Origin of the sequence: uncultured Aquincola sp. (genome assembly GCF_964001545.1) — a bacterium.
GTDB lineage: Bacteria > Pseudomonadota > Gammaproteobacteria > Burkholderiales > Burkholderiaceae_C > Aquincola.
Map to the genome: position 1 here is coordinate 1 of NZ_CAXFDV010000238.1, position 2,294 is coordinate 2,294.

The following is a 2,294-nucleotide window of genomic DNA, read 5'->3' on the forward strand; positions in this document are numbered from 1 at the left end:
ATGGCGGCGCGGGGGCCGTGGTCCTGGCTGCGGCTGGTGGAGCGCGCCAAGCTGTCGCCCGGCACCCAGCCGGGGCGGGTGCTGGCGGAGTTCAGCTTCGACAACCGACGTGCCGTGCTGGACATCGGCAGCGCCGGCCCCAGCCCGTTCAACAGCACGCTGCTGCGCAACTTCAGCTGCCCGGGCCGGAGCCTCTGATGGGCTGGCCCGACTTCAAGGCGCAGCTCAGGCGTGCGATCAACCAGTGCGTGGGCGTGGCCCCGCCGGCGGTCTGGGGCAAGGTGCCCACGCAAGGCGACTTCGTCAGCCACCGGGCTTGCGTGGCCGAACGTGAAGCCTGGCATCGCTGGGTGGAACAGGTGTGGCCGCTGCGCCCCCAGCCGGCCCCGGCCATGGCCAGGGCCCGAGCGCCGGGCCAGCGCTGGATGCAGCTGGACGCGGTGCCGGTGGTGCGCCGCCTGCACCAGGTGCCCGTCGCCTTCGTCATGCCTCCGGGCCGGCTGTCGTTTGCGCCGTCGCAGTTTGTGCAAGGCGTGCTGGTCGCGTCGACCGACAAGGTGGGGCGCGCCTGCCCGTTGATCGTCTATCAAAAAGTCAGCCCCGGGTGGATGCGCCGGCTGTGGCAGCCGGGTGGTCAAGACCATGGCCGCACGCCGCTATACGGGTGGGCGCGCCTGGCCTGGCGAGGGGTGCAGCCGGACACGGTGTGGAGCGATTGGCTCGCGCAGCTCGATGGCCTGTGGCAACTGCAGGCGCCCGGGGTGGCGCAGTGGTGGGGCGCCCCCATCACTGCCTTGGACCCCCGCCGTGCCGAACAGGTGATCGGCGCCGCGCGCGACGACGATCCGGCCCACGACCTGCGCGGCGTCTACCACCTGCCGTGGGTGGACTGGCCCGAGCGGGTGCTGAAGCGCACCGATCCGGTGGCGGCCTTCTGGACGCAGGACGCACAAGGCGGCTACGTGCAGGCCGGCACCAGCCTGATGCAGCTGTGGGGGCGCACATGAAAGAACGCCTCAGCCTGCAAGCCTGCGTGCTGTGGCGTGTGACCCGCCACCAGGGGCAGGCGCTCGACCTGTCATGGCCTTGGCCGCAGGGGCAGGATCAGGTCCGCTTGTCCGCGCTGCTGGAAGACCTCGGGCTGCCGCTGCAGCCCGCTGCCGAAGAGGCCCAGGTGCGCTTTCACCGCGCCTGGGGCCTGGAGGCCAGCGCCGTCGCGGTGGAACACCAGTGCCACGAGCTGCGTTGCAGCCTCAACGGCGAGGTGCTGCAGCCGCAGTTGCTGGTCTGGTTGCAGCAGGGTGACGTGCTGGACGTGGGCTTGTACCGGCTGGAGCTGGCATGCCGCCAGGCGGGCGACGACGACCGGGTGGCCGACGTGGCCGCAGACCCGTCTGCGCCTGACGCTCCCGCCGAGCACATCGACCTGACCTTGCTGGCAGACGCGCCGCATCGGCAGGGGTCACCGTTGCTGGCCCCGCACGCCGCCGAGCCGTCACGGCTCGATGACTTGCTGCTGCGCGCTGAACCCGCCGAGACCGCACCGGCCGCCGCTGCCGTGGCCGACCTGCCCCCCACCCGCGAAGAGCAGCTGCTGAGTCAATGGCACGCGCGCTACCTGCAACGCCTGCAATCGCCGGAAGCAAGGCTGCCGGGCGACGAGGACTGGGCGCATCTGACGCTGGAGGAGGTCGCCAACCGGGTCGATGCCCTCGACGATCTCAAAGCCTCTGAAGGGGCCAAGGCCCCGCTGTCCCGCTTGCTGGGCCAGCGCGACGGCATTGACACCGTGCTGTCGCAGCTGGATGCACACGGGCCCCACGACCTGTTCGCGCCCAGCGAACCGCCCAACGTGCTGCACCTGTTCGCGCCGCAGGGTTGGGCGCCCACGCAGCGCCATGAGCGCCTGCCCTCGCTCACCCGGCTGGAGCATCACGGCCTCTCGCTCGACAGCGCCGTGCCTCTCGGCGCCGAGCTTCGCCCACCGCCGCCCGACAAGGAAACCCCATGACGACCCAAGCGCATCCTGCCGCGCGCGCCTTGCCTTCCACGCTGCCGCCGGAGGCCGCCGCGCGCCATCGCGAAGCGGTGTACCTGCCCACCTTGTTCGACCGCCTGTGCGACGACGCGCCATCGGAGGACAGCGAGTCGCCGGACGCCTACACCGCCAGCCGCGCCCGCCTGCGCGACATCGTGCTGCGCGACCTGGCCCTGCTGCTCAACACCACCGACCACTCCGAGATCGTGTCGGCGCAAGAGCACCCGCTAGCCGCGGCCTCCTGCGTGAACTACGG

At 71.6% G+C, this 2,294-nt stretch carries 3 protein-coding genes and 1 pseudogene; all 4 read left to right on the forward strand.

Annotated features, from left to right (window positions below):
* On the forward strand, positions 1 to 198 hold a 198-nt coding region (locus ABNT58_RS08185), incomplete at its 5' end, for a type VI secretion IcmF C-terminal domain-containing protein (protein ID WP_348753008.1).
* On the forward strand, positions 198 to 1,007 hold the full coding sequence (locus ABNT58_RS08190) for a TagF domain-containing protein (protein ID WP_348753009.1): 810 nt from the start codon (positions 198 to 200) through the stop codon (positions 1,005 to 1,007). The genes ABNT58_RS08185 and ABNT58_RS08190, both read left to right, overlap by 1 nt.
* Positions 1,004 to 2,011: a TagK domain-containing protein gene (locus ABNT58_RS08195; protein WP_348753010.1), complete on the forward strand. Its 1,008-nt coding sequence runs from the start codon at positions 1,004 to 1,006 to the stop codon at positions 2,009 to 2,011. The genes ABNT58_RS08190 and ABNT58_RS08195 overlap by 4 nt, the downstream gene beginning before the upstream one ends.
* A pseudogene (locus ABNT58_RS08200) lies at positions 2,008 to 2,294 on the forward strand (type VI secretion system baseplate subunit TssE); the annotation flags it as partial. The gene ABNT58_RS08195 and the pseudogene ABNT58_RS08200, both read left to right, overlap by 4 nt.

What these genes read in the sequence shown, in the direction of transcription:
- ABNT58_RS08190 (WP_348753009.1), top strand. Translation starts at nt 198, where the DNA reads ATGGGCTGGCCCGACTTCAAGGCGCAGCTCAGGCGTGCGATCAACCAG.
- ABNT58_RS08195 (WP_348753010.1), top strand. Translation starts at nt 1,004, where the DNA reads ATGAAAGAACGCCTCAGCCTGCAAGCCTGCGTGCTGTGGCGTGTGACC.